Below are 8,187 nucleotides of genomic sequence, written 5' to 3'. Positions count from 1 at the left end.
CCTTTTGAGTCAGCCTCTTTTAGGATTTGGTATATATTATTATAGTTATTGACCGTTAGGGATGACTTTTGCACCGCAAGATCGTTCATAAAACTCTATTGGACCTGCCCCGCTAATGACGATTTCGGTGTAGCCTTGCTTCCTCATTTCATTAAGACAATGATGCAGCAAGGAGTAGCCGATACCTTCTGTACGACTGCCTTTTGCAACCCCCATCGGACCGAAATAACCTTCCTTTTCCCCAACATCATAGGCTGCAAAACCGATAATGACTCCTTCCGAATCCATGGCGATAAAAATAGATGATTTAGTTTGATCCAATCCTCTTTTTATTGATTCAGTCCATCTTCCGGAAAATTCATCTTCAATAAACTGGATTAATTTTTCTGAATCAGCAGGGATGACTTTTCGGATGTTCTTGTTTTTTAATTCTGGACAAACGTAATCTGTTAAATCCATCAACATATCTCTTGAAGCGGCTGCGTTTGATAGGAGGTAGTGTTTTTGTTCCAAAGTTAAATATTGCTCAACATAACCTGAATTGATTAATGCTTTTAGCACATGCCCCTCATTTAAAAAAATCTGTTTGTATCCTCTCATATAACCTACTGCTTCCTCTAGTACCTGTTTTGTATCTAAGCTGACAGGCATTTTAAAAGGTTCATAATAAATGCCGGAAAGTTGATTCTCTTTGAGTACTAGCGAATCCCTTATTGCATTTAAATTTATGCCGGTATGATTTTTTGCCTCTTCTACCGTAAATGAGTCTTGTTCCAGACAGCCGATCAATAAATGAACAGGCAAAATTGATTGGCTGTTTGTCCTTTGGCATTCCGCCTCCGAAATGATGATGGCCTTAGTCAATTGTTTTGTCAATCTAACCGTTCTATTCCCCATATCCAAGCTCCATTCCACTAAAAAATGCTTATATATGCGATAGCTTACTTGTATAGGAGTTTTAGGCGCTTGCCCGATTCTTGATCTGCGTGTTTTTTTTCCGTTGAGTATAATAGCTATGCAAGGCCATGCCGGTCATTACGATGATGATACCGAGCCAAGAAAGTACTGATGGCAGTGCGATCGACAAGATGAGAATTTCACCAGCAAGAGCAAACAGTACCTCCATAGCCTGGGTGGCTTCTACAGCTGCCAGCTTTTGCATATCCCCCCTTACAAGGTCTGTTGCCTTAAAAAACAGAACAGTGGCGATCACTCCTGAACTAATTGCCACCAGGAGGGATTGTATACTTTGATTCGATGTCGGCGGTCCTTCTGTATACAGTCCATATAATGAAAGTGAAATCCAAAATGGCAGACTTGCAAGTGTCATCCCTAGAACACGTTGGTAGGCATCCAGGCTTCCGTTTGTAACTTCCATCATTTTGCGGTTGCCTAATGGATAAGCGAAGGAGGCGATCAAAACGGGTATTATGCCCATTAGCATCACTTCCAGCGGAATTTGACTTGTATGCTCCAATTGCATTAGGATGATGCCCAACAGAATGACCAGTGACATGCTCAGACCTTTAAAAGGTATTTTAGCCCGCGCTTGTATCACTCCATGGTTTGTTTGGATCGTTTCATAAAATAAGGGCGCAAGCAAAGCACCAGAGATAATCGTGATTTGCCAGGTCCCTGCAATCAGCCAGCCAGGTGAATAGGCCGCAGCGTAGGTCAATGGTGCATAGAACAAACCAAAGCCAACAAAACTCCACAGCATCCATGAGCCCGGATTTTTTTTCATTTCATGGATTAATTGTTTGAAGTTCTTCCTTGCCAGCACAATGGCCATAAGGAAGGGAACCATAAAAATATACCTTAATGAAGCGCTCCATATCCAGCTTCCGCCTGATAATTCCATCGACTGGTTCAGCACGAAAGTAAACGCAAAAAAGAAAGCTGCTAAAATGCCTAACAGTATTGGTCCCATTCCCTCACCTCTTTCTTAATGTTAATGATCGTTTCTAACCTTTGGAGCGATGTTTTGAATCTTGTTTGTCCAGATGACACCTGAAAAACCTTCTGGCAGACGCTCAAGGTCTTCAATTGTGTCGAATCCTGTTGAGAAGTCCCTGCCGTTTCCGCCAACTATGATTGTTCTTGCATTATTTTTATCCATTCGGCCCACGAATTTTTCCGGCCATCCCCAAAGCCAGGGTCCGATTTTTTCTGGTATGTGCAGTTGGGTATTCGTGCAGGCTGATGGAACATAACCGGTCCACCCGACTGCTATGTAAGGCAATAAACAGCTTTTCAAAGATTCTTTTGACATTACTCGCATGTTCGGCAGTTTTGCCTTTAATGCTGCAACAGGCTGGTCGCCACCATAAACTGAAATGTGTTCGAGTGTGTTTTCAGGATAATCCAACAGGTAATTTGCCAGCTCTGTTCCTTCCTCAGGGTCATTGCTTTTTACATGGATCAGCAGTTCTTTACCTGCGAAAGTTTTTAATACTTCATCGAGAGTAGGCATCATTCCGACGCCTTTTCCGCGGAACGGATACGTTTTTCCCTCGTCAGCAGTGTAACCATAGCCGATATCAAGCTCCTTCAATTCCGCTAGGCTATGCTCCCTTGTAACCCCCTCGCCGTTCGTCCGGCAATCTAGAGTCCAGTCATGAAAAACAACAAATTCACCATCTGTGGTGGGATGAACATCGAGCTCTACGATATTTGCTCCTGCTTCAAATGCTGCCTCCATTGAAGGAATCGTATTTTCCAGAAAAGCGTGTTTCGGCTTATGTATGCGTTCAGCTGTACATGTGTCTCCCGTGATTCCTTCAATTTTGAAGGTCTGGGCAACTCCCCTGTGTGCTAGCAGGAGTGGCTCCCTATTTTTAGCTGAGAATAGGTTCGTATTGTTGAGGAAAATGAACAATCCAATAATCGTCAGGAAAATCAATAATTTACTTTTGAAAAATTTCATTGATATCCTCCATTTTTATTTCAATATATCATAAGGAACCATAATTAATCATCGGCTTTTTCAATATAAAAAAACGCCTGGCATCGCCAGACGTCTTTTCTTACATTACCTTCTGTTCCAGGCTTACATCATTTGGTTTTTCATATGTTACATATGTCCCTGCAATTAAATCGTGAATCGCTCTTTTGTCTTGGCGAAGTCCCACCATAAATGCGCTGACGATGATACCGATACCCAAAGTTAAAAGATAAACAAGGCCAGATACAACTGTCCGCATCAGCATCGTACCAAAACCAAGCTTTTCTCCATTGACTTTAGCGATTCTCACGCCGACGATTTTCTTGCCAACAGTATATCCTGACCATACTACAGGAACAAGGAGTGTGTAAAGAAGATTGAGAGTAGATGAGATACCACTGTCCTCCGCATTACCTGTCACTAAATAACTGATGATGGCAATCGGTATTCCGATAATTATTCCGTCTAAAATGGCTGCGCCTACTCTTACCCAAAATCCTGCAGGTCTGTTCATGAGATTTCCTCCCGTTGTTTCAATTTATTTTAATATATCTGCAATTTCCTGCTCGCCTGATTGTAAGGCGTGCATTCTTGCAGTCATTCCCGAATGATCTTTGGTGCTGCGGTCTGCACCTAAATCAAGTAATAGTTTAACTGCTTCAATATTCCCGCTAAAAACAGAATAAGTAAGCGTGGTGTAGCCTCCGCTCGTTTCCTGATAGTCAGGATCACCGCCTGCCTCGTGCAGGAGTTTAATCATAGATGGGTTCCCTGCTTCTGCAGCAGTCATGAAAGGCGTCATTCCATAATCAGTTTCAAAGTTCGGATCGGCTTTCAGTTCAAGGAGAAGTTTTACCATTTGCTCATTGCCGTCCTTAATCGCCCAATCTAAAGGCGTATAACCATTATAATCTAAAGTGTGGATGTCTTCTCCATTCTCGATCAACTTTTTCGTTTTAGACAGGTCTCCATCGACAACAGCTTCAATCAGAGGAGATTCATCCTCCTCTTCCAACCACCCTTCTTCTTCGTTTAAATAAGATTCAGAGTCAAATAATTTAACTGCGTAATAGCCGCCCGCACCTAAAATTGCAATAAGAAATAATGAAGCAGCAGCGAATACAATAGGGCCCTTCGATTTTTTATTGTGGATGAAAACTTGGTCCATTTCCCCAAAAAACAAACTTATTTCGTTAATCCTTTTCGGCAGCGGCGGATGTGTCGATAACACCTCAGCTAACCAGACAAAAAAACCTTTTTCTTGATTAATTTGGTGTAAATATTCAGCTCTGTTTACTTTCCCATACATTGTTTTACCTATCGCCAGGATGGTCAAACTGTTTTTGGCAGCTGCATAATTGCCGGTATAGTAGGCCGCATAGCGGTCACACGTAAACTCACAAGCTCTCAAATACATTTCTGCTATTCCAGGAATCCACATGGATGGGAGTATAAACATCATCTTACCAAGATGATTCCGTTTAATATGAGCAAGTTCATGAGCAAGAACGAAATTAAGTTCCTCTTCCGCACCCTGTTCCACTAGGTCAAAAATTTCCGAATAAACTACCACCATATTCCGGCCAAAAAAACGTGAAGCAAAAGCGTTGAGAACGCCACCAGACTGTATGACATAAATGTCTGGCATTTGTTTGATTTCCATTTTTACACAAAGATCCTCAACGGTGCTATGAATAAGCGGAAATTGATTCACACCAATTTTCACACCATTCAGTCGGATATGGCCAATCATCAAGGCATGCAGCAGTAATGAGAACGCCATAATCGCCAAGATAACAAGAAGTCCAACCATCGATAATGCAAAAAGAAGATAAGATACAATACTAATACTTAATACGATCCAAAAATATTTATTCTCATTTTTATGGATCAGTTCATTTTGAGTGTAGGTTTGTGTTGTCATTTAGCAAGTTCTCCTTAGGCACAATTATAATGATTATAGGGAAAAATAAAGATTTGGTATAGATGTTTTTTATAGGTATATGAGCCTTTTTTATCCATCGAACAGAAGTGCCATAAAAAAAGAACCTTTCTAGTTTTACGAAATTCACAGAAATTCCTATGCGGTTTTTGTGGTTGTGAAAATATTATTTGTTTGACAAGAAAAATGAGGGCCAATCTGGCCCTCATTTTTTCAATAAAACCCTTGGGTTCTTTAATATATTTCTTAAGCTAGCTTTTTCAACATGCTGTTTTTTCTTTTGATACTGATCAATTAAATCATTTAAGCGTTCTAGCTGAAATGCATAATCAAAAATAACTGAGCCAATGATTACAAGGCGAAGTTTATGTTCTCTTTCATAAAACAAATCCTCCATGATTCCTTCGAGAAACTGACCACTCTCTTCAAGAAGATCGCCGTTTTCGATTTCTTTAATTTTCCCAGCATATTTTAACAAAATCATTTCATGATAATTGATTAATTCTTCAAGATGTTGATCGAACTCCCTTGTTTCTTCTTGTTCTGGCCGACTTTGGAAAAAATGGTCTTCAATGATATCGAGAAGCTTAAGGCCCTGCTGCAGACAGGCAAGCATTTGTTTAAAGACGACTATTTCCCGGACATCTAAAGGTTTGAGCTTCGAAATTTTTTCACGTTCCTCATCGAGGATTTTGTATAGGTCTTCTAATTTTGATACATCCTTTTTTAGCTGGCTCCATTGGGCCTGAAATGTTTTTTCAGTCAATTCATTCGATATTGCAGTCCGGATCAGCAAGGACATGGTCCTGAAGCCTGAATCCATTTTTTGTGTAAAATTTTTATTGTAATTCGGTGGAGAGATGCTGAGATTGACTAAAAATGCTGACCCCATTCCGACAAGAACAATGATAAATTTATTTCCAGCTGCAACAATCCCCTGGTATTCCTGCGAACTCATCATGACTAACACTGTAATTAATGTTAACGAAATTGAACCGTCCATTTTAAGCTTTAAACTAATAATAATGACAATGACCATAACAAGTCCGATGACGATTGGGCTGTTGCCAAACAAATAAATGGAACTTACTGCAATGATAGCGCCAAGTGTATTTGCCTGGAATTGTTCCATCACCTGTTTCCAGGATCTATAAATCGAGGGCTGAATGGTGAAGGTAGCTGCAATCGCAGCAAAAACGGGCGGTTCCAAGCCTAGCCATTTTGTTATATATAAAGCGAGCACCACGGCAAGCCCTGTTTTTAAAACTCGTGGTCCTAATGTGATCAATCAAATCCCCCACTCTATCAAAAGAATGCTTTCATTCTATAATTACCTTGCTCAAAATAATGAAACACATTATCATCATACCTGATTTTATTTCAAATATAAAAGAATACTGTTAATTCCTTCTAAAAAGGTTATCCGCTATGAGAGCGGGAAATAATATTCATAGCGTCAGTTTTACAAAGGTGGGAATAAGATGATCGATTTAGACAGAAATCACGACCCTAAAAAGAATGGGCAGCTAATCTCAAAAATTACTGGGAATAATTTAAATATAGAAGATTTAGTGAATGAAACAAAGGCTCTTTTTCTTGAAGCGAGCAAGGATTATTCTCCTGCCCTTGCCAGGACATCGACTGTTATATCCTCCTTATTCACTAACTTCAGAGCGACCTTAAGGAAGGTTGCGCAGACCAAATCAGCATTCGACGAATTTGAACATTATGATACGTTCGTCGATCAAAACAGCAATGTCTATCCAGAATGGATCGAACTTTTAAACGATGAATATAATCATCTATTAAAGGAAATAAATCGAGAGGTTCATATTGAGGATTTCGGGGCGGTAGGTGATGGAGTAACGGATTGTACCGAAGCTTTCCGGATGGCACTTGGCAAGGGGCGGGTAAAGGTATTCATACCTGAAGGCGTCTTTGTCACAAGAGAAATTAAGCTCCCTTCCTGGACCGCCCTAGTTGGTGCGGGTAAAGGAAAATCGACAATCAAACTGCATGATTCTGCACCTAAAGGCACCAGGCTTGTAACGAATCGCAATCACCGGACAGGTAACCGGAATATTTATGTAAAAGGCATGACTCTTGATTGGAATGTAGAGCGCCTAGGAAATGTGGAGAAGACCAGTACATGGGGGAACCACTCGAGCTGCTTCTTATATGCGAATGTTAAATTTGGCTGGGTAAAGGATATCGAAGGAATCAATCCGGGCCTTCATTGCTTTGATATTTCCTCCCCTCTTTACAATTATTATGGTGATGGCTATCGTGCCCGTGGAGGCAGTGAATATATCTGGCTGGATAATCTTACGGGTTATGGTTTTGGTGATGATGGTATCACCACCCATCATAGTGATAATATTTTTATCTCAAATAGCCATATGTGTGATCCTAGCGGCAGGGCTCATAAAAAAGGATTTTCAAATTCGAATGGAATCGAGATTGATGATGGTTCACGAAATGTATGGCTATTGAACAATTCAAGCGCAAGATGTTTTGGCGGCATTGAAATAAAAGCCCACCATACATCATCTGCTGCGAACAATGTTGTCATCATTGGCCATATTTCAGTAAATGATAACCGTTCCTATAATTTCCGTCACATTGGTCATCATAAGGAAAGTGATCCGGAATCCAAAACGGCGATCAACATAAAAGCAACCAATATCGTTTCAATTAAGCCGATTTATACTGATTTATACGCGAATTCCTCCCCTCGCGCGATGGTTGTATCAGCATATAAAAATGTTGCAGTGAATCACTTTTATGTCATCGGGGACCCACAATATGACTATGGGGACGAGCCCGTCATCGCCATCCAATATCGCTCTAGAAATGTGATTTTCAATAATGTCCAAGTCAGCGGCTTTACTACAGCAAGCAATGATATTAAGGTGTTTGGCGGCAACAATCATGCAGACAATGTGAAAATCCGTCATGTGTATGTCAGGCATTCAGCGCCTAAAGCGATTCATATTGGGAAAGGAATTGAGAATGCAACAGTTGAGAAAATTGTTGCGGAGGCAGTTAATGGGAAATCCGTTGTTGAAGTTGCTGAAAATAATGCTCAAATTGCTGATATCGAAGCAAAAGGATTTAAAATTGCAGTTGTTCAATCTGGTACAAAGAACAGCACGACTGGTTAAAAAAACGTTTAAGCGAATCCTTTATGGGTTCGTTTTATCTTTATTTTTTGCTTTCATTTTTTAGAAACCTATAATGTACACCTTTTGGATCATTTCTCTTCTAATAAAATTAAGGCTACCCTGAAAATAAGGGAGTC

The 8,187-nt window shown here is 40.3% G+C and carries 7 protein-coding genes; 1 reads left to right on the top strand and 6 read right to left on the bottom strand.

The window, feature by feature from the left end; genetic code table 11:
- Positions 1-45: 45 nt before the first annotated feature.
- The 6 genes from V7654_RS15695 to V7654_RS15670 all read right to left on the bottom strand — a co-directional run bounded on the left by V7654_RS15695 (position 46) and on the right by V7654_RS15670 (position 6,174).
- Complete coding sequence (locus tag V7654_RS15695) at positions 46-897, bottom strand: GNAT family N-acetyltransferase (RefSeq protein WP_335431511.1); 852 nt, start codon at positions 895-897, stop codon at positions 46-48.
- A gap of 61 nt (positions 898-958) precedes the next feature.
- Entirely contained in the window at positions 959-1,930 is a 972-nt protein-coding gene (locus V7654_RS15690) for a DMT family transporter (protein ID WP_335431510.1), read from the bottom strand.
- Positions 1,931-1,951: 21 nt separating this feature from the next.
- On the bottom strand, positions 1,952-2,926 hold the full coding sequence (locus tag V7654_RS15685) for a glycerophosphodiester phosphodiesterase family protein (RefSeq protein ID WP_335431509.1): 975 nt from the start codon (positions 2,924-2,926) through the stop codon (positions 1,952-1,954).
- Positions 2,927-3,026: 100 nt separating this feature from the next.
- Positions 3,027-3,458 (bottom strand): RDD family protein, encoded by a 432-nt coding sequence (locus V7654_RS15680; RefSeq protein WP_335431508.1) that lies wholly within the window; start codon positions 3,456-3,458, stop codon positions 3,027-3,029.
- Positions 3,459-3,482: 24 nt separating this feature from the next.
- On the bottom strand, positions 3,483-4,868 hold the full coding sequence (locus V7654_RS15675) for a M48 family metallopeptidase (protein ID WP_335431506.1): 1,386 nt from the start codon (positions 4,866-4,868) through the stop codon (positions 3,483-3,485).
- Positions 4,869-5,091: 223 nt separating this feature from the next.
- Positions 5,092-6,174, bottom strand: coding sequence for an FUSC family protein (locus V7654_RS15670; RefSeq protein WP_335431504.1), 1,083 nt, complete (start codon positions 6,172-6,174; stop codon positions 5,092-5,094).
- A gap of 193 nt (positions 6,175-6,367) precedes the next feature.
- Between V7654_RS15670 and V7654_RS15665 the strand changes: the two genes are divergently transcribed.
- Entirely contained in the window at positions 6,368-8,050 is a 1,683-nt protein-coding gene (locus V7654_RS15665) for a glycosyl hydrolase family 28-related protein (RefSeq protein ID WP_335431503.1), read from the top strand.
- The last annotated feature ends 137 nt before the right edge of the window (positions 8,051-8,187 follow it).

The organism is Bacillus sp. JJ1609, from assembly GCF_036967045.1.
Taxonomy (GTDB): Bacteria; Bacillota; Bacilli; order Bacillales; family Cytobacillaceae; genus Mesobacillus.
This window is presented reverse-complemented; position numbering and strand designations above follow the sequence as displayed.

What these genes read in the sequence shown, in the direction of transcription:
- V7654_RS15695 (WP_335431511.1), bottom strand. Translation starts at nt 897, where the DNA reads ATGGGGAATAGAACGGTTAGATTGACAAAACAATTGACTAAGGCCATC.
- V7654_RS15690 (WP_335431510.1), bottom strand. Translation starts at nt 1,930, where the DNA reads ATGGGACCAATACTGTTAGGCATTTTAGCAGCTTTCTTTTTTGCGTTT.
- V7654_RS15685 (WP_335431509.1), bottom strand. Translation starts at nt 2,926, where the DNA reads ATGAAATTTTTCAAAAGTAAATTATTGATTTTCCTGACGATTATTGGA.
- V7654_RS15680 (WP_335431508.1), bottom strand. Translation starts at nt 3,458, where the DNA reads ATGAACAGACCTGCAGGATTTTGGGTAAGAGTAGGCGCAGCCATTTTA.
- V7654_RS15675 (WP_335431506.1), bottom strand. Translation starts at nt 4,868, where the DNA reads ATGACAACACAAACCTACACTCAAAATGAACTGATCCATAAAAATGAG.
- V7654_RS15665 (WP_335431503.1), top strand. Translation starts at nt 6,368, where the DNA reads ATGATCGATTTAGACAGAAATCACGACCCTAAAAAGAATGGGCAGCTA.